At 64.6% G+C, this 26863-nt stretch carries 24 protein-coding genes; 13 read left to right on the top strand and 11 right to left on the bottom strand.

Annotated features, from left to right (window positions below):
- Positions 1–131 precede the first annotated feature (131 nt).
- The 3 genes from ACQR3T_RS07165 to ACQR3T_RS07155 are packed head-to-tail and all read left to right on the top strand — an operon-like array spanning position 132 to position 3058.
- Complete coding sequence (locus ACQR3T_RS07165) at positions 132–920, top strand: SDR family oxidoreductase (protein ID WP_428692864.1); 789 nt, start codon at positions 132–134, stop codon at positions 918–920.
- On the top strand, positions 917–2062 hold the full coding sequence (locus ACQR3T_RS07160; protein WP_428692863.1) for a lycopene cyclase family protein: 1146 nt from the start codon (positions 917–919) through the stop codon (positions 2060–2062). Before ACQR3T_RS07165 ends, ACQR3T_RS07160 begins: the two co-directional genes overlap by 4 nt.
- A gap of 51 nt (positions 2063–2113) precedes the next feature.
- Entirely contained in the window at positions 2114–3058 is a 945-nt protein-coding gene (locus ACQR3T_RS07155) for a Ku protein (RefSeq protein ID WP_032377841.1), read from the top strand.
- 21 nt (positions 3059–3079) lie between these two features.
- Here ACQR3T_RS07155 and ACQR3T_RS07150 read toward each other — a convergent pair whose 3' ends face one another.
- From ACQR3T_RS07150 to ACQR3T_RS07120, 7 genes are read right to left on the bottom strand one after another with little or no spacing between them, the layout of a single operon-like run.
- The gene (locus tag ACQR3T_RS07150) at positions 3080–3457 is read right to left on the bottom strand and encodes a metal-sulfur cluster assembly factor (protein ID WP_032377840.1); all 378 of its coding nucleotides are present in this window, start codon (positions 3455–3457) and stop codon (positions 3080–3082) included.
- On the bottom strand, positions 3454–3951 hold the full coding sequence (gene sufU, locus ACQR3T_RS07145; RefSeq protein WP_428692862.1) for a Fe-S cluster assembly sulfur transfer protein SufU: 498 nt from the start codon (positions 3949–3951) through the stop codon (positions 3454–3456). The genes ACQR3T_RS07150 and sufU overlap by 4 nt, the downstream gene beginning before the upstream one ends.
- Positions 3952–5244 (bottom strand): cysteine desulfurase, encoded by a 1293-nt coding sequence (locus ACQR3T_RS07140; protein WP_428692861.1) that lies wholly within the window; start codon positions 5242–5244, stop codon positions 3952–3954. It lies immediately after the preceding gene.
- A 2-nt stretch (positions 5245–5246) separates the two neighbouring features.
- Entirely contained in the window at positions 5247–6023 is a 777-nt protein-coding gene (gene sufC, locus ACQR3T_RS07135; protein ID WP_358370467.1) for a Fe-S cluster assembly ATPase SufC, read from the bottom strand.
- Between the two features lie 39 nt (positions 6024–6062).
- Entirely contained in the window at positions 6063–7253 is a 1191-nt protein-coding gene (gene sufD / locus ACQR3T_RS07130) for a Fe-S cluster assembly protein SufD (protein WP_428693079.1), read from the bottom strand.
- A 24-nt stretch (positions 7254–7277) separates the two neighbouring features.
- Positions 7278–8723 carry a Fe-S cluster assembly protein SufB gene (gene sufB / locus ACQR3T_RS07125; protein ID WP_428692860.1) on the bottom strand — a complete coding sequence of 482 codons (1446 nt, stop codon included), beginning with the start codon at positions 8721–8723 and terminating at the stop codon, positions 7278–7280.
- Positions 8720–9424, bottom strand: a complete 705-nt coding sequence (locus tag ACQR3T_RS07120; protein WP_428693078.1) for a helix-turn-helix transcriptional regulator — start codon at positions 9422–9424, stop codon at positions 8720–8722. The genes sufB and ACQR3T_RS07120 overlap by 4 nt, the downstream gene beginning before the upstream one ends.
- Positions 9425–9785: 361 nt before the next feature.
- Between ACQR3T_RS07120 and mptB the strand changes: the two genes are divergently transcribed.
- Genes mptB through ACQR3T_RS07100 form a run of 4 tightly spaced genes read left to right on the top strand, consistent with a single transcriptional unit; the run spans position 9786 to position 14221 of the window.
- Positions 9786–11441 (top strand): polyprenol phosphomannose-dependent alpha 1,6 mannosyltransferase MptB, encoded by a 1656-nt coding sequence (mptB, locus tag ACQR3T_RS07115; RefSeq protein ID WP_371829177.1) that lies wholly within the window; start codon positions 9786–9788, stop codon positions 11439–11441.
- Positions 11441–12382, top strand: a complete 942-nt coding sequence (locus tag ACQR3T_RS07110) for an ABC transporter ATP-binding protein (protein ID WP_371829176.1) — start codon at positions 11441–11443, stop codon at positions 12380–12382. Before mptB ends, ACQR3T_RS07110 begins: the two co-directional genes overlap by 1 nt.
- Before the next feature lie 2 nt (positions 12383–12384).
- The gene (locus ACQR3T_RS07105; protein WP_371829175.1) at positions 12385–13179 is read left to right on the top strand and encodes an ABC transporter permease; all 795 of its coding nucleotides are present in this window, start codon (positions 12385–12387) and stop codon (positions 13177–13179) included.
- Between the two features lie 55 nt (positions 13180–13234).
- Positions 13235–14221 (top strand): COX15/CtaA family protein, encoded by a 987-nt coding sequence (locus ACQR3T_RS07100; protein ID WP_428692859.1) that lies wholly within the window; start codon positions 13235–13237, stop codon positions 14219–14221.
- Between the two features lie 138 nt (positions 14222–14359).
- Here the strand turns inward: ACQR3T_RS07100 and ACQR3T_RS07095 are convergent, their stop codons facing one another.
- Entirely contained in the window at positions 14360–14731 is a 372-nt protein-coding gene (locus tag ACQR3T_RS07095) for a hypothetical protein (RefSeq protein ID WP_428692858.1), read from the bottom strand.
- A 136-nt stretch (positions 14732–14867) separates the two neighbouring features.
- Here ACQR3T_RS07095 and ACQR3T_RS07090 point away from each other — a divergent pair, with 136 nt between their 5' ends.
- Positions 14868–15833: a quinone oxidoreductase family protein gene (locus ACQR3T_RS07090; RefSeq protein ID WP_428692857.1), complete on the top strand. Its 966-nt coding sequence runs from the start codon at positions 14868–14870 to the stop codon at positions 15831–15833.
- Positions 15834–15856: 23 nt separating this feature from the next.
- On the opposite strand, the gene ACQR3T_RS07085 is transcribed toward ACQR3T_RS07090, so the two are convergent.
- On the bottom strand, positions 15857–16864 hold the full coding sequence (locus ACQR3T_RS07085) for a heme o synthase (protein WP_032378471.1): 1008 nt from the start codon (positions 16862–16864) through the stop codon (positions 15857–15859).
- 418 nt (positions 16865–17282) lie between these two features.
- Between ACQR3T_RS07085 and tkt the strand changes: the two genes are divergently transcribed.
- From tkt to pgl, 5 genes are read left to right on the top strand one after another with little or no spacing between them, the layout of a single operon-like run.
- Positions 17283–19382 (top strand): transketolase, encoded by a 2100-nt coding sequence (gene tkt, locus ACQR3T_RS07080; protein WP_428692856.1) that lies wholly within the window; start codon positions 17283–17285, stop codon positions 19380–19382.
- Positions 19383–19385: 3 nt separating this feature from the next.
- Entirely contained in the window at positions 19386–20510 is a 1125-nt protein-coding gene (gene tal / locus ACQR3T_RS07075) for a transaldolase (RefSeq protein WP_032403373.1), read from the top strand.
- A 6-nt stretch (positions 20511–20516) separates the two neighbouring features.
- Positions 20517–22073: a glucose-6-phosphate dehydrogenase gene (gene zwf, locus ACQR3T_RS07070; RefSeq protein ID WP_032377827.1), complete on the top strand. Its 1557-nt coding sequence runs from the start codon at positions 20517–20519 to the stop codon at positions 22071–22073.
- Entirely contained in the window at positions 22070–22978 is a 909-nt protein-coding gene (gene opcA, locus ACQR3T_RS07065) for a glucose-6-phosphate dehydrogenase assembly protein OpcA (RefSeq protein WP_170944819.1), read from the top strand. Before zwf ends, opcA begins: the two co-directional genes overlap by 4 nt.
- On the top strand, positions 22971–23717 hold the full coding sequence (gene pgl / locus ACQR3T_RS07060; protein ID WP_032377825.1) for a 6-phosphogluconolactonase: 747 nt from the start codon (positions 22971–22973) through the stop codon (positions 23715–23717). Before opcA ends, pgl begins: the two co-directional genes overlap by 8 nt.
- A 10-nt stretch (positions 23718–23727) precedes the next feature.
- On the opposite strand, the gene ACQR3T_RS07055 is transcribed toward pgl, so the two are convergent.
- Together ACQR3T_RS07055 and ppc are read right to left on the bottom strand one after the other, a co-directional pair.
- Complete coding sequence (locus tag ACQR3T_RS07055) at positions 23728–23889, bottom strand: hypothetical protein (protein WP_155290944.1); 162 nt, start codon at positions 23887–23889, stop codon at positions 23728–23730.
- Positions 23890–23990: 101 nt separating this feature from the next.
- Complete coding sequence (ppc, locus tag ACQR3T_RS07050) at positions 23991–26822, bottom strand: phosphoenolpyruvate carboxylase (protein WP_428692855.1); 2832 nt, start codon at positions 26820–26822, stop codon at positions 23991–23993.
- Positions 26823–26863 lie beyond the last annotated feature (41 nt).

Below are 26863 nucleotides of genomic sequence, written 5' to 3'. Positions count from 1 at the left end.
ACAAGATCGTTGCCCGTCGACCGACGAGCGAACACAGGTGCGCCGAACGACGGCACAGCAAACTCTCATTTTAGCTCAGCATTCACGTGCCCTCACCCAGGAACGACGGTGACACCGGTAACGTCTGGTCGATGACCGACGCCTCCGAAACAGTCACCCAACGCAGCGCACCGATTCCCGACCTCACCGGGCGTACTGCACTCGTCACCGGCGGCAGCCGGGGCATCGGCAAGGCAATCGCCGCAGAGCTGCTCGCTCGCGGCGCGAATGTCGCCATCACCGCACGTAAGCGCGAGCCTCTCGTGGCGGCAGCAGCAGAACTGGGTGACTCCGTGCTTGCACTGGACGGCAATGCAGGCGATCCGGACCATCGACGCGACGCCGTGGCGCAGACCGTGGAGACCTTCGGTTCCCTGGACATCCTGGTGAACAACACCGGCATCAATCCCGTTTACGGCTCACTGATGGATGCCGATCTGACCGGCGTGAGCAAGATCTTCGACACGAACGTCGTCGGTACCCTCGGCTTCGTCCAGCAGGCATTCCACGCCTGGATGGGAGAGCACGGCGGCGCGATCGTCAACATCGCCAGCGTGGCGGGCATTCGCTCCACCGGAGTGATCGCGGCGTACGGTGCGTCCAAAGCCGCCCTGATACGGCTCACCGAGGAACTCGCCTGGCAACTGGGTCCAAAGATCCGAGTGAATGCCGTGGCACCGGGCGTCGTGAAGACCAAATTCGCCGAGGCCCTCGTCGCCAACGGCGAAGACGCCGCGGCTGCCGGCTACCCGATGAAGCGTCTCGGAAACCCGGAGGACGTGGCCGCGCTTGTCGCCTTCCTGGTGTCGGACGCGTCGTCCTGGATCACCGGCGAAACCGTGCGGGTGGACGGTGGTCTGCTCGCCACCGGCGGAATGTGAACGATTTCTCGGCCGACGTCGCGGTGGTGGGTCTGGGTCCCGCAGGAAGGGCAGTCGCTCATCGCTGTTCCGCGGCGGGCCTGGACGTGCTGGCCCTCGATCCACACCCGTCGCGTACGTGGACGCCGACGTACTCGGCCTGGGCGGACGAACTGCCATCGTGGTTACCCGAGACCGCAGTCGCCACGACCGCGCTCGAGCCCGCGGTGTGGACCGACCGCCATCGGATCATCGATCGCACGTACTGCGTGCTGAATACATCTGCGCTGCAGAGCACTCTGGCTCTCGATCGAGTGCAGGTGCTCGCTGGAACGGCCGTCGACGTCACCGGTTCCCGCGTGACCACGTCCGACGGGACGATCATCGACGCTGGTCACGTCGTCGATGCCCGAGGGACGTTCGATTCGCGTGACCTCGCGCAGCAGACCGCCTACGGGATCGTCGTCGAACGTCGACGCGCCGAACCGATCTTCGAGGGCGCCGACGCGTGGTTCATGGATTGGCGCACCGACAACGGCGCGTCGCCCGGCGAAGTTCCCAGCTTTCTGTACGCCGTGGCGCTCGATGACGATCGCGTCCTGCTCGAGGAGACCTGTCTCGTCGGTCGACCTGCGCTCGGCTTGGATGTTCTCCGTACGCGATTGCACCACCGGCTGTCCCAGCGCGATCTCGAACCCACGGGGCACGAGGCTGTCGAGCGAGTCCGCTTCTCGGTCGAACCGCCGCCGCGTTCGCGAGTACGCACCGGACGAGGAGGTCCTGTGCTCTTCGGATCCCGGTCCAACCTGATGCACCCTGCCACTGGGTACAGCGTTGCGGCATCGCTGGCGTCCGCGGACCACCTGGTAGAGAAGTTCCGCGACGGCGGTCATCCGCGACGAAGCCGTGCGGTGCACATCTGGACGGTCCAGAAGCTTCGCAATCTCGGCCTCCGCACCGCGCTCGGTCTGGAACCGGAGATGGTGCCCCAGTTCTTCTCCAGTTTCTTCTCGCTCCCGGTCGAACTGCAGCGCTCGTATCTTTCCGGACACGACGACGCAATCGGCACGATGACCGCAATGGTGAAGATGTTTCCCACGCTCCCGGCCTCGGCCAGGGTCGCAATCGCGCGCACGATAGCTCGACCGCTGCACAGAGCCTGACTTTCCTGCCAACGGTCGACACGCGGGTGCTCGGTCGGCGATCATGGACAGATGCGCAGCATATGGAAGGGCTCGATCGCCTTCGGACTGGTCAATGTTCCGGTGAAGGTCTATTCGGCCACCGAGCAGCACGATATTCGGTTCCATCAGGTGCACGCGAAGGACGGCGGTCGCATCAAGTACGACCGCATCTGTCAGGAATGCGGCAAGTCGGTGCAGTTCGCCGACATCGACAAGGCCTACGACTCCCCCGACGGCGAACGCGTGATTCTCACCGACGACGATTTCGACAAACTTCCGGCGGCCGAGAAGCACGAGATTCCGGTTCTCGAATTCGTACCGACCGAGCAGATCGATCCGATTCTCTACGACAAGAGCTACTTCCTCGAGCCGGACTCCGCGTCACCGAAGGCGTACGTTCTGCTGCGAGAGACGCTGGAAGAAACCGAACGCACCGCGCTCGTTCACTTCACGCTGCGGCAGAAGACCCGATTGGCTGCGCTGCGGGTGCGTGACGACGTGTTGGTGATTCAGACGCTGCTGTGGCCGGACGAAGTCAGAGCAGCCGAGTTCCCGTCACTCGAGGATGCACCGTCGGCGCGTCCGCAAGAGGTGAAGATGGCCACGTCACTGGTGGAGAGCATGTCCTCGGAGTTCGACCCCACCGAGTACACCGACGACTACCAGATCGAGCTGCGCAAGCTGATCGACGAGACCCTCGCCAACGGGGGCGAGAAGGTCGTCCACACCGAGGCCGAGAAAGACGACGACGGTGAGGACGCCGAGGTCGTCGATCTGGTCGCAGCGCTGCAGCGGAGTGTCGAGGCGGCCGGCAAGAACGCGAAGTCGGGATCGTCGTCGACCTCGACTCCCGCCAAGAAGGCACCCGCAAAGAAAGCGGCCGCGAAGAAGGCTCCGGCCAAGAAAACTGCAGCGAAGAAGTCTGCACCCGCCAAGGCCGCGGAGTCGAAAACCGACGAAGCGAAAGGTGCCTGACCGAGCAGAACCGTCGTCGGGTCAGACAGTGAAGCCGAGTGCCCTGAGCTGCTCGCGGCCGTCGTCGGTGATCTTGTCCGGACCCCACGGCGGCATCCATACCCAGTTGATCTTCAGGTCTGCCGCCAGTCCGCTGCGCACCAGAGCGCCGCGGGCCTGATCCTCGATGACATCGGTCAGCGGGCACGCCGCCGAAGTCAGCGTCATGTCGACCGTGACGATGTCGTCGGCGTCGATCTTGATGTCGTACACCAGACCCAGATCGACGACATTGATTCCGAGCTCGGGGTCGACGACGTCACGCATGGCCTCTTCGAGGTCTTCGAGCACCTTGATCTCGTCGGCGGTCAATGCCACCGGCGTGGCTTCGGCCGGCGTCGTATCTGTTGCATCGGTCATGATTGTTGTCCTCCGGAAAGTGCCGACTGGGCGGTCCCGCCCGTCGTAGCTGTCGAATCTGCGTCCACTACTTGAACAACCGCATCCTTGAAAGCCATCCAACCCAGCAACGCGCATTTCACGCGAGCCGGATACTTGGCCACACCGGCGAACGCAATGCCGTCGCCGATGACGTCCTCGTCACCCTCGACGGTACCTCTGCTGCCGACCATGTCGCTGAACGCGTCGACCGTCTTCAACGCATCGACGACGCTCAGACCGACGACCTGATCGGTGAGAACCGACGTCGCTGCCTGACTGATCGAGCACCCCTGGCCGTCGTACGAGACGTCCGCAACGGAGCCGTTGTCCACGTGAACCCGCAGAGTGACCTCGTCGCCACACGTGGGGTTGACGTGGTGTACCTCTGCACCGAACGGCTCGCGCAGTCCGCGACCGTGCGGGTGCTTGTAGTGATCGAGGATCACTTCCTGATACATCTGTTCCATCCGCATCTAGAGTTCCCCTCCCCCGCCCTGGTCGTTGGTTCCGAAGAACGATTGCGCGCGGCGGATCGCCTGTGCAAGAACCTGTACTTCCTCGACCGTGTTGTACAACGCGAACGAGGCGCGCGCTGTCGCAGCCACACCGAACCGTCGATGCAGCGGCCACGCGCAGTGATGCCCGACGCGAATGGCGACGCCCTCGTCGTCCAGGATCTGTCCGAGGTCGTGTGCGTGGATACCGTCGACGACGAACGACACCGCAGAACCACGGTTGACATTCTCGGTCGGGCCGATCACGCGTACCCCGTCGATCTTCGCGAATTCGGCGAGAGTTGCTGCGACCAAGGCCTTCTCGTGCGCGGCGATGACGTCCATACCGATGTTCTCCAGATACCGCACAGCTGCGCCCAGTCCGACGACCTGCGAGGTCATCGGCACCCCGGCCTCGAATCGTTGCGGGGGCGCGGCGAACGTCGTCTTCTCCATGGTGACGGTCTCGATCATCGAACCGCCGGTGATGAACGGTGGCATCGCCGCGAGGAGTGCAGCCTTGCCGTACAACACGCCGACCCCCGAGGGACCGAGCATCTTGTGACCCGAGAACGCGGCGTAGTCGACATCCAGCGTGTGGAAATCGACCTTCATGTGCGGCACCGACTGGCATGCGTCGAGAACGACGAGCGCGCCCACAGCCCTGGCCCGACGCACCAATTCCTCGACCGGAGCAACGGCACCGGTCACATTGGACTGGTGCGTGAACGCGAGAACCTTGACGGCCGATGACAATTCGAGTGAATCGAGGTCGATGCGGCCGTCGTCGGTCACGCCGTACCACCGCAGCGTTGCGCCGGTGCGGGCCGCAAGCTCCTGCCACGGAACGAGATTGGCGTGATGTTCGAGTTCGGTGACGACGATCTCGTCCCCGGGTCCGAGATGGCGATCGAAGCGTTGATCGGCCAGGACGTACGTCACGAGGTTGAGCGACTCGGTCGCGTTCTTGGTGAAGACGATCTCGTCGACGTCGGCACCGACGAACGTGGCGATGGCCGCCCTGGCTCCCTCGTACGCGTCGGTGGCTTCCTCGGCCAGCTGATGCGCCCCGCGGTGCACTGCGGCATTGCACGTGGTGAGGAATTCGCGTTCGGCGTCGAGTACCTGCACCGGCCGCTGCGAGGTGGCACCGGAATCCAGGTACACCAACGGCTTTCCGTCACGGACGGTGCGCGAAAGGATAGGGAAATCGCGGCGAACGGCAGCGACATCGAACGATGCCGCCACCGCTACAGCTGCCGGCGCAGCCATGCTCATGCTCCGGTGGTCGCGGCCTGGGTGTAGCCGGCGTATCCGTTGGCTTCGAGCTCGTCTGCCAGCTCGGCTCCGCCGGACTTCACGATCTCACCGTTGACGAAGACGTGCACGAAATCGGGCTTGATGTAGCGGAGGATGCGGGTGTAGTGCGTGATCAGCAGCACTCCGCCGTTCTCGCGTTCCTTGTACTTGTTGACGCCCTCGGACACCACGCGCAGCGCGTCGACGTCGAGACCGGAATCGGTCTCGTCCAGGATCGCAATTTTGGGCTTGAGGAGTCCCAGCTGCAGAATCTCGTGACGCTTCTTCTCGCCACCGGAGAAACCTTCGTTGACGTTGCGTTCGAGGAAGTTGGCCTCGATCTCCAGTTCGCTCATGGCGGTCTTGGCTTCCTTGACCCAGTGCCGCAGCTTGGGAGCTTCGCCGCGTACTGCGGTGGCGGCGGTGCGCAGGAAGTTCGACATCGAGACTCCCGGCACCTCCACCGGGTACTGCATCGCCAGGAACAGGCCGGCGCGGGCGCGCTCGTCGACGCTCATCTCGAGCACGTCTTCACCGTCGAGGGTGATGGTGCCGGAGGTGACGGTGTATTTCGGATGGCCTGCAATGGCGTACGACAAGGTGGACTTGCCGGAACCGTTGGGCCCCATGATCGCGTGCGTCTCGCCGGACTTCACGGTCAGATCGACACCCTTGAGGATGTTGATCGGCTCGGCGGACGAGTCGGTGTTGGCGACGCTGACGTGCAGGTCGCGGATTTCGAGTGTGGACATCAAAGTTCCTTTGTGCAGTCGAGAAAGGTTCGGGTGGACCTATGCGCCGGCGACGGCGAGTTCGGTCTCGATGGCGGCGTCGAGACGCTCGCGTACGGCGGGGACCGGAATCTTGTCGATGATCTCGTGGAAGAAACCGCGAACGACGAGTCGACGAGCGACCTCCTCCGAGATGCCGCGAGCACGCAGGTAGAACAGCTGCTCGTCGTCGAAGCGACCGGTCGCACTCGCGTGCCCGGCTCCGACGATCTCGCCGGTTTCGATTTCCAGGTTCGGCACCGAGTCGGCGCGAGCGCCGTCGGTGAGCACCAGATTTCGGTTCAGCTCGTACGTCTCGGTGCCCTCGGCCTCGGCACGAATCAGAACATCGCCGATCCATACGGTGTGCGCGTCGACGGTGCCGGGTCCGGTTTCGCCCTGCAGCGCGCCCTTGTACATCACATTGGACTTGCAGTGCGGTGCCGAGTGGTCGACGAGCAGTCGCTGCTCGAGGTGCTGACCGGCGTCGGCGAAGTACACACCGAGCAGGTTCGCGTCGCCGCCGGGCGCGCTGTAGCGCACTGTCGGACTGATGCGGACCAGATCGCCGCCGAGACTGACGTTGTAGTGCCGCAACACGGAATCGCGACCGAGCAGCGCGTGATGCGCAGCCACGTGCACGGCGTCGGACTGCCAATCCTGGATCAGGACGACGTGCAGTTGCGAGCTGTCGCCCAGAACGAACTCGATGTTCTCGGCGTACGTTCCGCTCCCGCGCTGATCGATCACGACGGTCGCACGAGCGAACGTGCCGAGCGCAATCTGCACATGTCCGTAGGCGATGTGGTCGACACCGGGGCCGTCGATCGTGATCTCGATCGGATCGGCCACCTCGACCTCGTTCGGCACGGTGACGACCGTGGCCTCGGAGAAGGCAGAGAATGCCTGAGCTGCAATGCGATCGGCCGGTACTCCGGCCTTGCCGAGGCGCTCGTCGTCGCGTCCGACGGTTTCCACGACCACCGAGTCCGGCGCCCCGACGGTGACCTGAGCGGCCCCGTCGGCGACGGCGGAACCGTCGTGCAGTCCGCGAAGACGACGCAGCGGCGTGAAGCGCCACAGCTCGTCACGGCCCGACGGCACCTCGAACGCGTTCACGTCGTACGACGTGAACTGAGCGCCCTTGTTCGCGACGAGCTTCGACTTGTCTTCCTTGGCGGAATCGGGGTTCTCGGATGCCACGGCACCCATGACTCCGGTGAGGGGGTTGTTCACTTATCCGACCGACCCTTCCATCTGCAACTCGATGAGCCGGTTGAGCTCGAGCGCGTATTCCATCGGCAGTTCGCGCGCGATCGGCTCGACGAATCCGCGGACGACCATTGCCATCGCCTCGTCCTCGGTCATGCCGCGGCTCATCAGGTAGAACAGCTGATCGTCGCTGACCTTCGAGACCGTGGCCTCGTGACCCATCGACACGTCGTCCTCACGGATGTCGACGTACGGGTAGGTGTCGGACCGACTGATCGTGTCGACGAGCAACGCGTCGCACTTGACCGTCGATCGCGAACCGTGCGCGCCCTTGTTGATCTGGATCAGACCGCGGTACGACGTCCGTCCACCGCCACGGGCGACAGATTTGCTGACGATGTTCGACGACGTGTTCGGCGCGAGGTGCAGCATCTTCGAGCCGGTGTCCTGGTGCTGGTCCGGGCCCGCGAACGCGACCGAGAGAACCTCGCCCTTGGCGTACTCGCCGGTCATCCAGACGGCGGGGTATTTCATGGTGACCTTGGAGCCGATGTTGCCGTCGACCCACTCCATCGTTGCGCCTGCTTCTGCCTTGGCGCGCTTGGTGACGAGGTTGTAGACGTTGTTCGACCAGTTCTGGATGGTCGTGTAACGGCACCGGCCACCCTTCTTGACGATGATCTCGACCACGGCGGAGTGCAGCGAATCCGACTTGTAGATCGGAGCGGTGCAGCCCTCGACGTAGTGCACGTATGCACCCTCGTCGACGATGATCAGCGTCCGCTCGAACTGACCCATGTTCTCGGTGTTGATCCGGAAGTAGGCCTGCAGCGGAATGTCCACGTGGACGCCCGGCGGGATGTAGATGAACGATCCACCGGACCACACCGCGGTGTTCAGAGCGGAGAACTTGTTGTCGCCGGCGGGAATGACGGTGCCGAAGTACTCGCGGAACAGCTCCGGCTGCTCCTTGAGCGCGGTATCGGTGTCGAGGAACAACACGCCCTGCGCCTCGAGGTCCTCACGGATCGAGTGGTAGACGACCTCGGACTCGTACTGAGCGGCGACACCGGAGACCAGGCGCTGCTTCTCGGCTTCGGGGATGCCGAGCTTGTCGTACGTGTTCTTGATGTCCTCGGGCAGGTCTTCCCACGTCGCAGCCTGCTTCTCGCTGGAGCGCACGAAGTACTTGATGTTGTCGAAGTCGATGCCGTCGAGGTTGGAGCCCCAGTTCGGCATCGGCTTGCGCTCGAACGTCTTGAGAGCTTTCAGGCGTGCCTCGAGCATCCATTCGGGCTCGCTCTTCTTCTGCGAGATGTCCCGAACGACGGCCTCGGAGAGGCCTCTCTTGGCGCTTTCACCGGCTACGTCCGAGTCGGCCCAGCCGTATCCGTACGTGCCGAGCGAGGCGATGGTCTCGTCCTGAGTCAGCGGCGCGGTGGGTGTCACCTGGTCTGGTGTGACGGTCATGCGGGCTCCTTCCGGAGGCTTGGGCGTTCTCCGACACGGGGCTGCGCGTCGGGAGTCTTCTTGTCGGAACTATCGGTGCTCGAGTACCGCGTCGGTGACAGCGGTACGTGAGTCGTGCAGGCGCAGTTGCCGTTGGCGATGGTCGCCAAACGCTGCACGTGTGTGCCGAGAATCTCTGCGAACGCGGACTGTTCCGCTTCGCACAGCTCCGGGAACTCCGAGGCGACGTGCGACACCGGGCAGTGGTGCTGGCAGATCTGCACACCGTTGCCCACCTGACGGGTGGTGGCAGAAAAGCCGGCCGCGCTGAACGCGTCGGCGATTCGCTCCGCCGCATCCTCCACGGAGTGCGCATCTGACCCCGTTGCCGGTTCGACGTCGGCCACGATGGTGTTGACGCGTTGCCGGGCGAACGTCTCGATGGCCGCGTCCCCGCCGATCTTGCGGAGCTGCCGCATGGCGGCACCGGCGAGATCGTCGTAGGTGTGGCCGAGGCGGTTACGTCCGGCGGCAGTGAGCTGAAAGTACTTGGCCGGTCGACCACGACCACGCTGCCGCGCCCCTGCCGGGGTGGTGATACGAGCCTCGCCGGCATCGATGAGCGCATCGAGATGACGCCGGACACCTGCCGCACTCAATCCCAGCCGCGTGCCGATGTCGGAGGCCGTGATGGGGCCCTCTTCCAGCAGTAGAGTGACCACTGCACCCCTGGTCTGTCCTTCGGGGAGCGAGGCCTGACGAACCGACGGCGCGCCTGCGCCGGCGGTCGAGGAATCGACACTTCCCGGACGCGCGAACGTGCTTTCGGTTGTTTTCACAACACCAGTGTGACGGAATTGTTTTGCCTGGTCCACCAAGGGTGCCCTATGCCGGTCGCGATCCTCGTTCCATCTCGGCCGGGAGGACGGTGCGGGCGTCGGGCATGAGCACAGCTACGCTCCCACTGTGTCATCGACCGACAGTGAGCAGAGTGCCGAACGCTCACGATTCACGGGCAGAGCACGTCGGCAAATCGGTACCGACGACTCGAGATCGGCGCTCGGACAGATTCTCCACCGGTACGTGGTGGCCCCCACACGCCGAGTCGTCGGACTCGAACCCACTCCGCCGGGTGGCGTCGTCGCCACCCTGCACGGAGACGAGCAAGAAGCGCCCGGGCTGAACCCGGCGGAGACGGTTCAGCTCAGGAACATCCGCCGTTTCGGTGCCGCGGGCGCACTGCTGATGGCGATCGGTGCCCTCGGCGCAGGCGCGCAGCCGGTGCTGCAGAACCCCGTCTTCGGCGTTCGATTCCTCAGCCTGCCGTCCCGCATGGCCACCTCTGCCCTCACGGTCACGATGACCGGCACCGTCATCGTGGTGATCGCCTGGTTGCTGCTGGGCAGGTTCGCCCTCGGTCGAACGCGATCCGGAAACATTCCGCGGCGACTCACCAGATCCCAGATGGACCGCACTCTGCTGTTGTGGATTCTGCCGCTGTGTGTTGCGCCCCCGATGTTCTCGCGTGACGTCTATTCGTATCTGGCGCAGAGCGAGATCACCGCGCGCGGGCTCGACCCCTACGAAGTCGGCCCCCAGACTGCACTCGGTGCGGACAACGTGCTGACCCGTACCGTTCCCAACATCTGGCGCGAAACTCCGGCACCCTACGGTCCACTGTTTCTGTGGATGGGTCGCGGAATCACCTACCTGACCGGCGAGAACATCGTCGCCGGCATCTTTCTGCACCGCCTCCTCGCGCTGGCAGGCGTCGCGCTGATCGTCTGGGCTCTGCCGCGTCTGGCCCGGCGCTGTGGGGTGGCCTCGGTGAGTGCACTCTGGCTCGGTGCCGCAAACCCGCTGCTGCTGTTTCATCTGGTTGCCGGAATTCACAACGAGGCCCTGATGATCGGACTCATGCTCGCGGGCACCGAGCTCGCGCTGCGGGCCGTCGAACACTCAGGAGCGATGCGGAGGACCGACGTCGCCTTCCTCGTCGGCGGAGCGGCGCTGATTGCGCTGTCGTCGACGATCAAGATCCCTTCTCTGATCGCGCTCGGCTTCGTGGGAATGGCGCTGTCGAGGCGGTGGGGCGGGACCCTCCGGTCCGTGGTGTACGTGGCAGTCCTCCTCGGCACGATCGCCGTCGCGGTCCAAGTCGCCGTCAGCCTGGGTAGCGGACTCGGATTCGGGTGGATCAACACTCTCGGCACAGCAGGCGTCGTACGCAGCTGGATGTCCATACCCACGATTCTCGGCCTAGGCACCGGATTCGTGGGAGTGCTGCTCGGCCTCGGCGACCACACCACCGCCGTGTTGGGTCTGACTCGTCCGATCGCGGCCGTCGTCGCCGCCGTCATCGTCGTCCGCATGCTGGTCGCGGTTCTGCGCGGTCGACTGCATCCGGTCGGCGCACTGGGCGTGGCTCTGGGCGCGGTCGTACTGCTGTTTCCGGTGGTACAACCCTGGTATCTGTTGTGGGCGGTGATTCCGCTGGCAGCCTGGGCCACCACGCCGTCGTTCCGACGACCTGCGATCGCCTTCTCGTCTCTGGTCAGCGTCATCCTGATGCCGAACGGCAGTGAATACTTGCCGTTTCAGATCGTGCAGGCCGCAGTGATGACGATCCTGACCATTGCGGTGCTGTATTTGTTGACACGAAACCGTATGCCGTGGCCCACACGCACCGGACCACCGGCACGCGACCGCGGGGCCGACGAATACGCTGAGTCCTCGTGATCTCCGGGACGTCGAAAGCGGCGCAACCTGTCGTACAGCTGAGCGACGTGCGCAAGTCGTACGACGGCGTCACCGCTGTCGACGGCCTCAGCCTCGATATCGGCCCCGGCGAAGTCTTGGCGCTCCTCGGCCCGAACGGTGCAGGCAAGACCACCACCGTCGAGATGTGTGAAGGCTTCGTCGTCCCCGACAGTGGCTCGGTCCGCGTCCTGGGGCTCGACCCCATCGAAGAGTCGGCGCAGCTGAGGCCGCGTATCGGCGTCATGCTCCAGGGCGGCGGCGCGTATCCCGGTTCCAAAGCCGGTGAGATGCTCGAGCTCGTTGCGTCGTACTCGGCCGATCCGCACGATCCGGCGTGGCTGCTCGACTGCCTCGGTCTGACCTCGGCTGTTCGCACCCCGTATCGGCGCCTCTCCGGCGGACAGCAGCAGCGACTCGCGCTGGCCTGCGCCATCGTCGGGCGTCCCGAACTGGTGTTTCTCGACGAACCGACTGCCGGTCTCGACGCGCAGGCGCGACTGCTGGTGTGGGAGCTGATCGACGCATTGCGGCGCGACGGTGTGGGCGTGCTGCTCACGACGCATCTCATGGACGAGGCCGAGCAGCTGGCGGATCGGCTGACGATCATCGACAACGGTCGCGTCGTGGCGTCGGGTTCACCGTCGGAACTGACCAAACAGGGCGCCGAGGGCCAACTGCGCTTCACCGCTCCCCCTGGTCTCGAACTCTCGATGCTCGACGCGGCACTCCCCCCGGGGTACGTACCGTCGGAACCGACGCCCGGGTCCTACGTGGTGTCGGGTGTGATCGAGCCGCAGATACTGGTGACCGTCACGTCCTGGTGCGCCCAGCAGGACGTCCTGGCTACCGAGTTGCAGGTCGATCAGCGCCGCCTCGAGGACGTGTTCCTCGAACTGACCGGTAGAGAATTGAGGAAGTGACGGTGCGCAGAGAAGCCCGGCTCGCCGACAACCGATTCGAGACAGGTCTGTTCGCGCCTCGTCCGCAACCGGCCTCGGCGTCGCGAATGTTGTTCGCGCAGACCCGCCTCGAACTGAAGTTGCTGCTACGCAACGGCGAACAGTTGCTGCTGACGATGTTCATCCCGATCACGTTGCTGATCGGTCTCACGCTGCTGCCGTTCGGCGCACTGGGCGACGACCGAGTTGCCCAGGTGGTGCCTGCGGTGATGATGGTGGCCATCATGTCGACGGCGTTCACCGGCCAAGCCATCGCGGTCGGTTTCGACCGCCGCTACGGCGCGCTGAAACGGCTCGGTGCAACACCGCTTCCGCGCTGGGGAATCATCGGCGGCAAATCCGCTGCCGTGGTGATCGTCGTGATCCTGCAGTCGATTCTGCTCGGCTCCATCGGCGTCGCTCTCGGTTGGCGTCCGACCGCCACGGGCCTGGTGCTCGGTGCCGTGATCATCGCTCTGGGCACCGTCACGTTCGCGTCCATGGGATTGCTGCTCGGCGGCACGCTGCGGGCGGAGATCGTGTTGGCGCTGGCGAACATCGCCTGGTTCGTCATGCTCGGCATCGGCAGCGTGGTGTTCGTCGACGATCAAATTCCCCAGGGCGTGCAGAACGTTGCTCGCATCGTTCCGTCGGGAGCGCTCGGTGAGGCGCTGAGCCGAGGCGTCGCGTCGTCCTTCGACGTGTTCGGCGTGGTCGTGCTGCTGGTGTGGGCAGCGGTGTGCAGCACTCTGGCGGTCCGCACGTTCAAGTTCACCTGACGCAGCCTCACCACCCAACGACGCTGTGTAGTTGATCGGCGTTTACCATCGTGAGGTGCTGTACAGAGCGTTCTTGCGCGTCGTCGATCTTCTTCCTCTGCCGTCGCTTCGTGTGCAGCGAATTCTGGCGTTCATCGCGATAGTGACCCAGGGCGGCATCGCCGTCACCGGTGCAGTCGTGCGAGTGACCGGTTCCGGCCTCGGCTGCCCCACCTGGCCGCAGTGCTTTCCCGGCAGCTTCACTCCGGTCGGTGTGTCCGAGGTCCCCGTGCTGCATCAGGCCGTGGAGTTCGGGAATCGCTTACTCGCGTTCGTCGTCGTTATCTCCGCTGCTGCGGTAGTACTGGCAGTCGTTCGCGCCCGTCGGCGCCGCGAGGTGCTGTTATTCGCGTGGTTGATGCCGCTCGGCACCGTTGTGCAGGCCGTGATCGGCGGGTTCACCGTGTTGACCGGACTGCTGTGGTGGACGGTCGCAGTTCACCTCGTCGTCTCGATGGCCATGGTCTGGTTGGCCACTCTGCTGTACGCCAAGGTGGGCGAGAGCGACGCAGCATCCGAATCGACCCCCACTGTCCCGGCTGCGCTGCGCGCCCTCGTCGGACTGTCCGGAGTGGCCCTGACCGGTGTGCTGGTCGCGGGCACGATGGTGACCGGGGCCGGTCCCCACGCAGGCGACAAGAGCATCGACGAGCCAGTGCCCCGTCTCGGCATCGAGATCGTGACGCTCGTTCACGCTCATTCCCAGTTCTTGGTCGGCTACCTGGCCCTGTTGGTCGGGCTGGGATTCGCGCTGTACGCGGTACGAGCGCCGAGTCCGGTCAAGCGTCGCCTGCACGTTCTGATCGCGCTGGTGCTGGCGCAGTCACTGATCGGACTGGTGCAGTACTTCACCGGCGTTCCGGCTGTGCTCGTCGCCTTTCACGTCGCAGGAGCGGGCGCGTGCACCGCTGCGACCGCGGCCGTCTGGGCTGCCTGCCGCACCCGTGGCCCGGTCGTGACGGACGAGATCGAGACCGTCGAGGACGTCGCAGTTCGCTCGTGAACTCGGGTCCGGCTTCGAACAGGGTGGAGGGGCAGCCGACCTCCCCCTCAGATGGCCGACTGCCCCTCCACTGACTTCGACGCACCGGGTTCCGAGATGGTTCCCGCCGGATCGAACAAATTTCGGAGCGACTTTCGCTCAGACGATCGCCTGGTTGCGCGCCTTGGGGAACTTCTTCTGACGTGCCACCCAGCCGGCCATCTTCTCGTAATGGCCCGGAGCCGGGTTGACGGAGCTGACCAGCTCACGGTCCCATTCGGCCTCGGTCATTTCGTCGAACTCGTCGACGACCGCTCGGGCAATGGCGTGGGTGGCAACAACCTGGTCACCGAGCACGCCATCGGCACCGACCATGGTGAGCCGTGTTCCGGCCCGGCCGATCGGCTGGATCACGACCTGAGCAGAGTTTCCGTGATCGGCGAGAAAACTCTTCACTGCCGCCAGCGTTCCCTTGGGCACATCGTTCGACGTGTTCTTCTCGATGCCCGCACTGTCGATTTCGGTAGCCATGCGGACACGATACCCAGGTTGTCCACCGTCCCTACATCGACCCACCCACTCGTTACTGATCGGTAACTTCGGCCGATCGCGCTCACCACCAACATCCGCGTGCCGAGGTGCTGATCGCCCGTGTAGAACGGTGTTCATGCGAGCCATTCGAATAGACAACACCGGCGGGCCCGAGGTCTTGACCGTCGTCGATCTCCCGGTGCCGACACCGGGACCTGGTCAAATCCTGGTCCGGACCGATGCCATCGGAATCAACTACATCGACACCTACTTCCGCAGCGGCCTGTACCCGCGCGCGTTGCCGTACGTTCCCGGCGACGAAGGGTCGGGCGTGATCGAACAGATCGGCTCGGACGTCACCGACTTCGCACCAGGAGATCGCGTCGCCTGGGCCGCGGCACCCGGTAGCTATGCCGAATACGTGCTGGTCGACGCCTCGTCGGCCATCTCGGTTCCCGACGGCGTTCCGGCGGATCAGGCCGCGTCGGCGCTGCTGCAGGGCATGACGGCGCACTATCTGATCGAGTCCACTTACCCCGCTCAGCGGGGTGACACCGTGCTCGTCCACGCCGGGGCGGGTGGCGTCGGATTGCTCCTGACGCAGCTGGCGGTGGCCAAAGGCGTGAACGTGATCACGACTGTATCGACGGACGCGAAGGCCGAACTCTCGAAACGGACCGGCGCAGCGCACGTGCTCCGGTACGACGACGACATCGCCGCACGCGTTCGCGACATCACCGACGGCGAAGGAGTGCACGCGGTGTACGACGGCGTCGGTGCGGACACGTTCGAGGCCAGTTTGGCGTCGCTTCGGATCAGGGGCACGCTGGTCCTGTTCGGTGCCGCCAGCGGGCCGGTGCCGCCCCTGGATCCGCAGCGGCTCAACGGCGCGGGTTCGCTGTTCCTCACCAGGCCCACGCTCGCGCATCACATACGGGACCGAGCCGAACTGGAGTGGCGGGCCGGTGACGTGTTCGCAGCGATGGCGAGTGGAACGCTCACGGTCCAGGTGGGTGCGCGCTATGCCCTCGAGGACGCGGCGCAGGCCCATATCGATCTCGAGTCACGCAAGACGACCGGGTCCATCGTTCTGGTTCCCTGATCCGACTCTCGGCGGACGCTCGCTCAGGAGAAGATCTGGGCGAGCGTGTGCCAGCCGAGCACCGAGTCCACGGCAAGGCCGCAGAACACCAGGGCCAGGTACTCGTTGGACAGGATGAACAACTTCAGCGGTTTGACCGGAGTTCCGGCGCGAACTCCCGCGTACAGGCGATGAGCGACGACGAGGAACCATGCTCCGGAGGCCACGGCGACGACGGCATAGATGACGCCCGAGCCCGGTGCCAGAGCCAGCGTGGCAGCCACGGTCGCCCATGCGTACAGCACGATGTGCTTGGTGACCTTGGTTTCCGAGGCGACTGCCGGCAGCATCGGCACGTTCGCGGCCTGATAGTCCTCCTTGTAGCGCAACATCAGCGCCCAGGTGTGCGGCGGTGTCCACAGGAAGATGACCAGGAACATCACCAGCGCCTGCCAGCCGATCGTTCCGGTCACAGCGGACCAGCCGATCATCACCGGCATGCATCCGGCCGCGCCGCCCCACACGACGTTCTGTGAGGTGCGCCGCTTGAGGATCAGGGTGTAGACGAAAATGTAGAAGCAGATCGTCACGACGGCGAGCACGCCGCTGAGCAGGTTCGTGGTGGCCCACAACCAGAAGAACGAGAACACACCGAGCACGAGCCCGAAGACCAGAGCGTGCGACACCGGCATGGCACCGCGGGCCAGCGGGCGCTTCTCGGTGCGCTTCATCACCTTGTCGATGTCGGCGTCGACCACCATGTTCAGGGTGTTCGCACTGGCCGCGGCCAGCATGCCACCGAAGAGCGTGGTGAGGATCAGCCATGGATCGACATGACCGCGGTCGGCCAACAGCATCGCGGGGATGGTTGTCACCAGAAGGAGTTCGATGACGCGAGGCTTCGTCAGCGCGACATACGCAAGGAGAAGTGCGAACGCTCGACGCGGGGCGGACGTCACCGGTGCGGCCTGCGCGGACTCACCCTGATCGTCGGCTCCGAATCCGGGGCCGCCGGCGAATCCGTGTCCGCCCGGCTGCTGCCCAATTCGCACTGCGTCTCCTTGCACGACTGTCATTCTCTGGCGCTGGGCCACTTGCTCGCGCGCCACCGGCACACGGGTTCACTCTGCACGACGACCATGGACGCCAGCGCGCACGTCAGGTCGCCACGATCCGGAAAACCTGGCTCCGAATCCGACGCACGTGCACCTACTACAGACGATGGTAGACGGCAGGGTTTGCACCTCCAATTCGCAGGGCACCCAAAGTGGGGAAATACGTCGTCTGCGAGTAACCCGCGCGCAATCGGCCGGGGGAAGGCACGACAGTAGGGTCGGACAGAACTAGGCTGGTGGAGGACGTCCTTCGGCACCGACCATGTGCGCGCTCAACGCAGGCGCACGGCAGTCGCGGCCGAGCGACGAATTCCACAGAGCCACAACTCGAACGAATGTCAGGAGATTTCTGCTCGTGTCGATCACAGACGATATTGACGTCCTCACCACGGCGCACCACCCGAGCGACTGGACGGACCTGGACACCCGAGCGGTCGACACCGTTCGCGTTCTGGCAGCGGACGCAGTGCAGAAGGTCGGCAACGGCCACCCCGGAACCGCGATGAGCCTGGCTCCCCTCGCTTACACCCTCTTTCAGCGCACCATGCGCCACGATCCCACCGATACGCACTGGATCGGGCGCGACCGGTTCGTGCTCTCGTGCGGACACTCGAGCCTGACGCTCTACCTGCAGCTGTACTTGGGCGGCTTCGGTCTCGAGCTCTCCGATATCGAGGCGCTGCGTACCTACAAGTCGAAGACTCCCGGGCACCCGGAGTTCCGTCACACCGACGGCGTCGAGATCACCACCGGCCCGCTCGGTCAGGGACTCGCCTCCGCCGTCGGCATGGCGATGGCAGCACGCCGCGAGCGCGGACTGTTCGATCCCGAGCCCGCTCTCGGGGAGAGCCCGTTCGATCACTTCATCTACGTGATCGCCTCCGACGGTGACATCGAAGAAGGCGTCACCTCCGAGGCTTCGTCCCTCGCGGGCACTCAGCAGCTCGGCAACCTGATCCTGTTCTACGACGACAACAAGATCTCGATCGAGCACTCGACCGATATCGCTCTCTCCGAGAACACCGCTGCCCGTTACGAGGCCTACGGCTGGCACGTGCAGGTGGTCGAGGGCGGCGAGAACGTCACCGCGATCGAAGAGGCAATCGAAGCAGCCAAGGCCGTCACCGACAAGCCGTCGATCATCGTGCTGCGCACCATCATCGGCTTCCCGGCCCCCACCATGATGAACACCGGCGCCGTCCACGGAGCTGCACTCGGCGACGAAGAGATCGCCAAGGTCAAACAGGCACTCGATTTCGACCCCGCCAAGACCTTCGAGGTCACCGACGAGGTGATCGGGCACACCCGCAAGCTGCAGGAACGTGGCCGCGCGGCCCACACCGAGTGGACCACTCAGTTCGACGCGTGGGCTGCACGCGAGCCCGAGCGCAAGAAGCTGCTGGATCGCCTGACCCAGGGCACGTTGCCCGAGAACTGGACCGATGTTCTCCCCACCTGGGAGCCCGGCAGCAAGGCCGTCGCGACACGTGCGGCGTCGGGCGAGGTCCTCAATGCCGTCGGACCTGTTCTTCCCGAGCTGTGGGGCGGCTCCGCCGACCTCGCAGGCAGCAACAACACCACCATCAAGGGTGCCAAGTCCTTCGGCCCCACGTCGATCTCCACCGACGACTGGGACGCCGAGCCCTACGGCCGCACGCTGCACTTCGGCATTCGTGAGCACGCGATGGGTGCCATCCTGTCGGGCATCGTCATGCACGGTCCGACCCGTGCCTACGGCGGCACGTTCATGCAGTTCAGTGATTACATGCGGCCTGCCGTTCGGCTCGCATCCCTGATGGACATCGATCCCATCTACGTGTGGACCCACGATTCCATCGGCCTCGGCGAGGACGGCCCGACGCACCAGCCGGTCGAGCACCTCGCCGCACTGCGGGCGATCCCCAACCTGTCGGTCGTGCGTCCGGGTGACGCCAACGAAACCGCCTTCGCCTGGCAGGCAGTGCTGGCCAAATCCAGCAGCAGCGGACCCGTCGGTCTCGCCCTGACGCGTCAGGGCATCCCGATCCTCGACGGCACCAGCTTCGAGGGCGTCTCGAAGGGTGGATACATCCTCGTCGAGTCGTCCAAGGCGACACCGGACGTCGTGTTGATCGGTACCGGCTCGGAGCTGCAGTACGCAGTCGAAGCGCAGAAGCAGCTCGAGGCCCAGGGCATTGCTGCCCGTGTCGTCTCGATGCCGTGTGTCGAGTGGTTCGAGAGCCAGGATCAGAACTACCGCGACCAGGTCATCCCGCCGACCGTCAAGGCGCGAGTGTCGATCGAAGCGGGCATCGCCATGCCGTGGTGGAAGATCGTCGGCGGTTTCGGCGAAATCATCTCGCTCGAGCACTACGGCGAATCTGCCGATGCTGCAACACTTTTCCGTGAGTTCGGCTTCACCGCCGAGGCCGTCACCGCAGCCGCTCAGCGCTCCATCACCAACGTGAAGGGATAATCCATGACCCAGAACAAGAATCTCGCAGAGCTCTCCGCAGCAGGTATCTCGGTATGGCTGGACGACCTCTCTCGTGACCGCATCCGCTCGGGCAACCTGAAGGACCTCATCGACACCAAGAGCGTCGTGGGCGTCACGACCAACCCGTCGATCTTCCAGGCCGCCCTGAGCAAGGGCGACGCCTACGACGAGCAGGTCACCAAGCTGGCCGGCGAAGGTGCCGACGTCGAGACCACGATCCGCACCGTCACCACGGACGATGTCCGTGAGGCGTGCGACATCCTGATGCCCCAGTACGAGGCCAGTGCAGGCGTCGACGGACGCGTATCCATCGAGGTCGATCCCCGCATGGCCCACGATGCGGACAAGACGTACGAGCAGGCCGTCGAACTCTGGAAGATCGTCGACCGACCCAATCTGCTGATCAAGATTCCGGCGACCGAAGAAGGCATCCCTGCCATCGCCAAGGTGGTCGGTGAAGGTATCAGCGTCAACGTGACGCTCATTTTCTCCGTCGAGCGGTACGAGCTGGTCATGAACGCCTACCTCGAAGGTCTGGAGGCCGCGCGCGCTGCCGGTCACGACCTCGACAAGATCCACTCGGTGGCGTCGTTCTTCGTCTCCCGCGTCGACAGCGAGATCGATTCCAGGCTCGACGCGATCGGCACGCCGGACGCCGAAGAGCTCAAGGGCAAGGCCGCTCTGGCCAACGCACGTCTCGCATACGTGGCGTACCAGCAGGTCTTCGAGGTCGCTCCTCGGTTCCGCGAGCTCGTCGGTAGCGGCGCGCGTCCGCAACGGCCGCTGTGGGCCTCGACGGGTGTCAAGTCCGACGCCTACCCCGACACGATGTACGTCACCGAGTTGGTCTCTCCCAACACCGTGAACACCATGCCGGAGAAGACGATGGACGCGGTTGCCGATCACGGCGAGATCGTCGGCGATACCGTCTCGGGCAAGGGACCGGAATCGCAGGAGATCTTCGATCGCATCTCGGCTCTCGGGATCGACATCACCGATGTCTTCCTGACGTTGGAGAACGAAGGCGTGCAGAAGTTCGAGTCGGCCTGGAACGAATTGCTCGAGGCCACCGGAGAGCAGCTGCGCCAAGCGGGTCAGAAGAGCTGACCGACTGTGCCCACCGCAGAAACCGAACCTCTCCATTCAGCGGACTGGCTCAACCCACTCCGCGACGCGCGAGACAAGCGGCTCCCCCGCATTGCGGGCCCGTGCAGCATGGTCATCTTCGGAGTGACCGGCGATCTCGCTCGTAAGAAGCTCATGCCTGCGGTGTACGACCTGGCGAACCGGGGGCTGCTACCCCCCGGTTTCGCCTTGGTCGGGTTCGCCCGGCGGGAATGGCAGAACCAGGATTTCGCACAGATCGTGCACGATTCCGTTCGTGATCACGCGCGAACTCCGTTCAGCGAAGAGGTATGGAACACCCTCGCCGAGGGGTTCCGATTCGTTCAAGGCTCGTTCGACGACGACGACGCCTTCGACGAGCTCTCACGAACTCTGACCGAGCTGGACGAAACCCGCGGCACCGGGGGCAACCACGCCTTCTACCTGTCCATCCCGCCCAGCGCGTTTCCCGTTGTGCTCGAACAACTGTCGCGTTCCGGCCTGGCTCAGAGCCAGGACGGGAATTGGCGACGGGTGGTCATCGAGAAGCCGTTCGGCCACGACCTGCAGAGTGCGAAAGAACTCAATGCGATCGTGAATCGAGTGTTCCCCGAGGACACCGTGTTCCGCATCGATCACTACCTGGGCAAGGAGACAGTGCAGAACATTCTGGCATTGCGCTTCGCGAACCAGTTGTTCGATCCGATCTGGAATGCGCACTACGTCGACCACGTTCAGATCACGATGGCCGAGGACATCGGATTGGGCGGTCGCGCAGGGTATTACGACGGCATCGGTGCGGCCCGCGACGTCATCCAGAATCACCTTCTCCAGCTACTCGCCATCACGGCGATGGAGGAGCCGGTGAGCTTCAACCCCAAGGAGCTGCAGTCCGAGAAGATCAAGGTGCTCTCGGCTACGAAACTCGCCGAGCCGCTCGATCGGACGTCCGCCCGCGGTCAGTACTCCGCGGGGTGGCAGGGCAGCCAGAAGGTGAAGGGGCTCAAGGAGGAAGAGGGGTTCGACTCCGAGTCCAACACCGAAACCTATGCGGCCATCACCCTCGAGGTCGACACTCGACGATGGGGTGGAGTGCCGTTCTATCTCCGCACCGGAAAGGCACTCGGGCGTCGAGTCACCGAGATCGCAATGGTGTTCAAGCGCGCACCACACCTCCCCTTCGACGCCACGATGACCGAGGAGCTCGGCCAGAATGCGCTGGTCATTCGAGTTCAGCCGGACGAGGGTGTGACAATGCGGTTCGGCTCCAAGGTTCCCGGATCGGGCATGCAGGTCCGCGACGTCAGCATGGACTTCAGCTACGGCCAGGCATTCACGGAATCCTCGCCGGAAGCGTACGAGCGTCTCATTCTCGACGTGTTGCTCGGGGAGCCGTCGCTCTTCCCCGTCAACGCCGAGGTCGAACTGTCGTGGAAGATTCTCGATCCGATTCTCGACTTCTGGGCCTCGGGCGGTACGGCGGAACCGTACGAGGCCGGCACCTGGGGTCCCTCCTCGGGTGACGAGATGATGCAGCGCACCGGACGCGAATGGAGAATGCCGTGATTGTCGACATCCCCGCCACGACAACGGCCGAGGTCGGCAAGAAGTTGGTGGAGGTTCGCGAGGCAGGCGGCGCAGTGACCATCGGCCGCGTGTTGACCTTGATCGTCGCCAGTCGCGATCCGGCCAAGGCCGAACGGGCGATCGACGCAGCGAACGAAGCGAGCCGTGAGCATCCGTGCCGCGTCATCGTGCTCATCCACGGCGACCGATCGGCCGAGTCGAGCCTCGACGCACAGATCCGCGTCGGGGGTGACGCTGGTGCCTCGGAGGTCGTAGTGCTGCGTCTCAACGGCGAACTCGCCGATCACGAGCACAGTGTGGTCATCCCGTTCCTGCTGCCCGACACTCCGATCGTGGCGTGGTGGCCGGACGAAGCACCCGCCGTTCCAGCAAAGGACCCGTTGGGACGCTTGGCAATTCGACGGATCACCGATGCCACGAACTCGCCCGACACCACAGCTGCGATCAAGGGACGGCTGAGCAGCTACACCGAGGGCGACACCGATCTCTCATGGAGTCGCATCACGTACTGGCGCGGTCTGTTGGCCACGGCCCTGGACCAGGCTCCGTTCGAGGCCGTCGTCTCGGCAACGGTGTCGGGACTGGCAGAGGAGCCGGCACTCGACATCTTGGCCGGTTGGCTTGCCGCGAAACTCGACGTGCCGGTGTATCGCCGCGCGGGTGAGCTGAAAGTGGAGCTGATCAGAGAGAGCAGCAGTATCTCGCTGACGCGTCCGCAGACCGGGAAGACCGCAACGTTGCGGCGCACCGGCCAGCCCGACGCCGAAGTCGCACTGGCACGGCGTAACACGCGAGAGTGCCTGGCCGAGGAACTGCGCCGACTCGACACCGACGAGATCTACGAGCTTGCCCTGCACGGACTGTCGAAAGTGAGCTATGAGTAAGACATCGATCCTTCAGTACCTGGACGCGCAGGCTTTGGTCGATGCCGCGCGATCTCGTTTCGTGGAGGTCGTCACCGCCGCGCAGGCCGAGCGCGGCTCGGCTTCGGTGGTGCTCACCGGCGGTGGCACGGGTATCGCATTGCTGGAGGCGCTGCGCCACGATTCCGGATCGATCGACTGGGGCAAGGTAGACATCTACTTCGGCGACGAGCGCTTCCTGCCCTCGGGGGACCCAGAGCGCAACGAGGTGCAGGCCGCCGAGGCGCTGCTCGACCACGTCGACGTTCATCCTGATCGTGTCTTTCGAATGGCTGCGTCCGACGGGCCACACGGAAGCGATCCCGAGGTGGCCGCAGCGACGTATGCGCAGATCCTGCATTCTCGCTCCGAGGGAGAGCCGACACCTGCATTCGACATCCACCTGTTGGGTATGGGAGGCGAGGGTCATATCAACTCGCTGTTCCCCCATACGGATGCCGTGCGTGAAGAGCATCGCTATGTCGTTGCCGTCGAGGACTCCCCCAAGCCTCCACCGGTTCGCATCACGCTCACGCTGCCCGCGGTTCGCCGCGCACAGCACGTGTGGCTGCTCGTATCCGGGGCGAACAAGGCCGACGCTGTCGCAGCCGCGGTGGGTGGGGCCGATTCGGACGAGGTCCCGTCGGCCGGCGCACTGGGTACCGAATCGACCGTGTGGTTCCTCGACTCCGGCGCAGCCTCCAAGCTGGACACCGTCTGATCCCCCACGACTAGTCGGTCTCGGCAACGTCGGGGTCACGTCCCTGCCGCTCGCCGTCGTTGTAGCCGGCGTCCCAGGCACGTCCTGGTTCCGGGTGACCGATCCGCCTACCGCTGGTGCGGTAGGCGGATCCGTCGCGCCAGGCATCGGTGTCGTTGCTGCACTGCCTCATACATCGTTGGACGCGAGCGGATACCCACCGGTTCCTCGCCCCTCGTGCGCGTTTTGCGCGTTCAGGACTACGCAAAACGCGCACGAGGGCGGAGCCCGAGGCTAGCCGCTGTTACGCAGTGCCGTCGCGAGGCCGTTCATCGTCAGCAGGATGCCGCGCTTGACGCGTTCGTCGTCGTCACCGTTGCGATAGCGTCGCAACATCTCGACCTGCATCTGATTCAGCGGTTCCAGGTAGGGGAATCGGTTGTGCACCGAGCGCTCGAGCGACGGGTTGTCTTCCAACAGACGACTGTGGCCGGTGATCTTCAGATACATCCGGACGGTGGTGGCGTGTTCGGCCTCGATCATGCCGAAGATCCGCGCCCGTAGGTCTGCGTCGGGCACCAGTTCGGCGTACCGGGCCGCGATCCCCAGATCGGACTTGGCCATCACCTGCGCGAGGTTGGACAGGACGGTCTGGAAGAACGGCCACTTGCGGTACAGATCCGACAGCACCTCGAGTTTGCCATCGTCGTCGCCTACCCACTCCTCGAACGCAGAACCGGTGCCGTACCAACCGGGCAGCATGACGCGGCACTGACTCCACGACATCACCCATGGGATCGCTCGGAGGTCGTACACCGAGTTCGTGGGCTTCCGTGACGCAGGCCGCGAGCCGATGTTGAGCTCACCGACCTCGGCGACCGGCGTCGAGGTGCGGAAGTACTCGACGAATCCGGGCTCCTCGTGCACCAGACGGCCGTATGCCGCGCGGGCTTTCGCGGCGAGATCGTCCAGAATGTCGTAGGCAGCCTCCGCGCCGTCACCCAGGCCCTCGACATCGAGGAGAGTCGATTCCAGGGTTCCCGCGACGAGGGATTCGAGGTTGCGACGCGCCATGGACGGTTCGGCGTACTTCGCCGCGATGATCTCACCCTGCTCGGTGAGCCGCAGCGATCCCTGCACCACGCCGGGCGGCTGCGCCAGAATGGCGTCGTAACTGGGACCGCCGCCGCGGCCGACCGTGCCGCCGCGACCGTGGAAGAGCCGCAGCCGAATACCCGTTTTGCGTGATGCCTCGAGCAGATCCAGCTCGGCGCGATACAAGGCCCAGTTGGCTGCGAGATACCCGCCGTCCTTGTTCGAGTCCGAGTACCCGAGCATGACTTCCTGATTCATGCCGCGCCCGGCCACCAGAGCGCGGTAGATGGGAACGTCGAGGGTGGCGAGCAACGTCGCTGCGCCCTGCTGAAGATCCTCGATGGTCTCGAACAGCGGCACCACACCCACCGTGGACGTAGGCGACGCCCCGTCGGTGCCGGGGTCGAAGATGCCGGCTTCCTTGAGCAGCAAGGCAGCCTCGAGCATGTCACTGACCGACTGACACATGCTGATGATGTAGTTCTGGATCGTGTCGGGTCCCAGGTGGTCGATGGCTTCCTTGGCTGCCCTGACGATGCCCAGTTCCTTGGTTGCGAGTTCACTGAGCTGCGCATTGGGGCCGATGAGCGGGCGCCGAGTGGCGAGTTCCTGCGACAGTACGGAGACCCGTTCATCCTCCCCGAGGGACATGTAGTCCGGGTGTACACCGGCCCACGCCAGCAGCTCGGCGACCACTTCCTCGTGTGTCTCGGAGTTCTGCCGCATGTCCAGAGCCTGCAGATGGAATCCGAACGTCTCGACCGATTGCCTGAGCCGGAGCAGGCGATCGTCGGCGATCAATCCGTCTCCGTCGGCCCGCAGGGCGCGATCGATGACGTCGAGGTCGTCGAGAATGTCGTGTGGACCGTTGTATTTCTCCGCTCCGAGGTCGATGCCGGACACCGGAACCGCGTCGAGCACAGCACGAGCGGTGGCAGTCAGTCTGGCCCGGATACCGACGACGGCTACCCGGTACGGCTCGTCCGCCCGCCGATCGTCCGGTTCCGCCGATGCACCGGCCAGAGCCGTCAGCTCCTCGGTCACGTCCACCAGACGCGCAGACATGGACAGTTCCTTCTCCAGCGCCACCAATTCGTCCAGATAGTGCTCGAAGGCGACGTAGCCCGCCTGGTGCGTCGCAGTGTGCACCACTTCTCCGGTGACGTTCGGGTTGCCGTCTCGATCGCCGCCGATCCACGATCCCGGGCGAAGGATGGGGCGGGGCAGCAGATCGTCCTCGGGCCACCGTGCTCGCAGCGCTGCGCGCACATCGGCATTGAGGGCCGGCATGACGTCGAACAGCGAGGACTCGAAATAGCGAAGGCCGACTTCGATTTCGTCCTGAATTCGCAAGCGCGACAACCGAATCAGAGCGGTCTCCCACAGGGTCAGCACTTGCCGGCGAATCTGCACGTCGATGACGGCCAATTCCTTCGTCGCGCTCGCAGCCTTGCCCTCGAGAGCTGCCGTGGCCACATCGCGCCGGCGCATCAGTTCGGTGATCTTCGACTGCACGTCGAAGACGGTCCGTCGGCGTGTTTCGGTGGGATGGGCGGTGATGACAGGAGCCACCAACGCATCGGTCAACGCCGCGGCCACCTGCTCGCGCGTCGGGGCCGCAGCATCGATCTTCAGCCATGTTGCGTCGAGACTGCTGTTCTGTGGCGGATCCTCGCGATCGAGGTGGATCGCACGACGACGTTCGCGGTGCAGATCCTCGGCGAGGTTGGCCAGGAGCGAGAAATGACTGAAGGCTCTGATGAGCGGAACCGCTTGCGCCACTTCCACATCGGTGTACCGACCGACCGAGTCGTCACGCTCTATCTCGGACCTGCGAACCGCGAAGGATTCGACTCGCGCCGCTTCGATCAGCTCGAAAACGTCGTCGCCCTCGTGCTCACGAATGATCTCACCCAGGATGCCGCCGAGGTAGCGGATGTCCTCACGGAGAGGCTCGGTCAACTCTCGACCCTGAGCTGTCGGTGGGACGAAGGCTGGGGAACCGACTGACTCGTAGGAGGATTCGCTCATCCACCCAGTATCGTCGCTTCGTCACCAACTCGCACTCGGAG

It is taken from the genome of Rhodococcus sp. IEGM1428, assembly GCF_050321865.1.
Lineage (GTDB): Bacteria > Actinomycetota > Actinomycetes > Mycobacteriales > Mycobacteriaceae > Rhodococcoides.
The sequence above is the reverse complement of the archived record's forward strand: the minus strand, read 5'-3'. Positions and strand labels throughout refer to the sequence as shown.

What these genes read in the sequence shown, in the direction of transcription:
- ACQR3T_RS07165 (WP_428692864.1), top strand. Translation starts at nt 132, where the DNA reads ATGACCGACGCCTCCGAAACAGTCACCCAACGCAGCGCACCGATTCCC.
- ACQR3T_RS07155 (WP_032377841.1), top strand. Translation starts at nt 2,114, where the DNA reads ATGCGCAGCATATGGAAGGGCTCGATCGCCTTCGGACTGGTCAATGTT.
- ACQR3T_RS07150 (WP_032377840.1), bottom strand. Translation starts at nt 3,457, where the DNA reads ATGACCGATGCAACAGATACGACGCCGGCCGAAGCCACGCCGGTGGCA.
- sufU (WP_428692862.1), bottom strand. Translation starts at nt 3,951, where the DNA reads ATGCGGATGGAACAGATGTATCAGGAAGTGATCCTCGATCACTACAAG.
- ACQR3T_RS07140 (WP_428692861.1), bottom strand. Translation starts at nt 5,244, where the DNA reads ATGGCTGCGCCGGCAGCTGTAGCGGTGGCGGCATCGTTCGATGTCGCT.
- sufC (WP_358370467.1), bottom strand. Translation starts at nt 6,023, where the DNA reads ATGTCCACACTCGAAATCCGCGACCTGCACGTCAGCGTCGCCAACACC.
- sufD (WP_428693079.1), bottom strand. Translation starts at nt 7,253, where the DNA reads ATGGGTGCCGTGGCATCCGAGAACCCCGATTCCGCCAAGGAAGACAAG.
- sufB (WP_428692860.1), bottom strand. Translation starts at nt 8,723, where the DNA reads ATGACCGTCACACCAGACCAGGTGACACCCACCGCGCCGCTGACTCAG.
- ACQR3T_RS07095 (WP_428692858.1), bottom strand. Translation starts at nt 14,731, where the DNA reads ATGGCTACCGAAATCGACAGTGCGGGCATCGAGAAGAACACGTCGAAC.
- ACQR3T_RS07090 (WP_428692857.1), top strand. Translation starts at nt 14,868, where the DNA reads ATGCGAGCCATTCGAATAGACAACACCGGCGGGCCCGAGGTCTTGACC.
- tal (WP_032403373.1), top strand. Translation starts at nt 19,386, where the DNA reads ATGACCCAGAACAAGAATCTCGCAGAGCTCTCCGCAGCAGGTATCTCG.
- pgl (WP_032377825.1), top strand. Translation starts at nt 22,971, where the DNA reads ATGAGTAAGACATCGATCCTTCAGTACCTGGACGCGCAGGCTTTGGTC.
- ACQR3T_RS07055 (WP_155290944.1), bottom strand. Translation starts at nt 23,889, where the DNA reads ATGAGGCAGTGCAGCAACGACACCGATGCCTGGCGCGACGGATCCGCC.
- ppc (WP_428692855.1), bottom strand. Translation starts at nt 26,822, where the DNA reads ATGAGCGAATCCTCCTACGAGTCAGTCGGTTCCCCAGCCTTCGTCCCA.